Source organism: Acetomicrobium sp. S15 = DSM 107314, assembly GCF_016125955.1.
GTDB classification, from domain to species: domain Bacteria; phylum Synergistota; class Synergistia; order Synergistales; family Thermosynergistaceae; genus Thermosynergistes; species Thermosynergistes pyruvativorans.
The window spans coordinates 1-395 of record NZ_JADEVE010000406.1 but is presented as its reverse complement, the minus strand read 5'-3'; the positions used below and the strand labels follow the sequence as shown (position 1 = coordinate 395).

Here is a 395-nt window from a genome sequence, read left to right as displayed (position 1 = left end):
AAGCACGGGAGACGGGCGATTCTTGGCGCTCTTCATCCACGTGGTGATTGCGGTTTTGGCAATTTTGATCACAAACGCCACTGGTGGTCATGCCATAGCCAGGGCAGCCCATAGGAGCGGAGTCAAACCTGCCATGGCCGAGCATGGAAGCCGTAGGTTAGAAATGTTGCCAGCCAAGAATGACATGTATGTCCCAGAGAGTCCTAAGATGGGATAGTATGAGATGGGCTCAACTATGTAGAAGGCTCCAAAGATGGTGGCGATCAATTTTCGTACCCCGCAGGAGAAGTGGTTGGGCTCCGTAACCGTCGATGAGCTCGAGCGGTATAAGATCGAAGGGCACTTCAGGGCCGGGAGCATGGGCCCGAAGGTCGAGGCTGCGCTGCGCTTCGTGA

General features: G+C 55.2%; 1 protein-coding gene. It reads left to right on the top strand.

Features of this window, described 5'->3' with window-relative positions; genetic code table 11:
* On the top strand, window positions 1-217 hold a 217-nt coding region (locus EZM41_RS11960), incomplete at its 5' end, for a monovalent cation/H(+) antiporter subunit G (RefSeq protein WP_198471294.1).
* Window positions 218-395 lie beyond the last annotated feature (178 nt).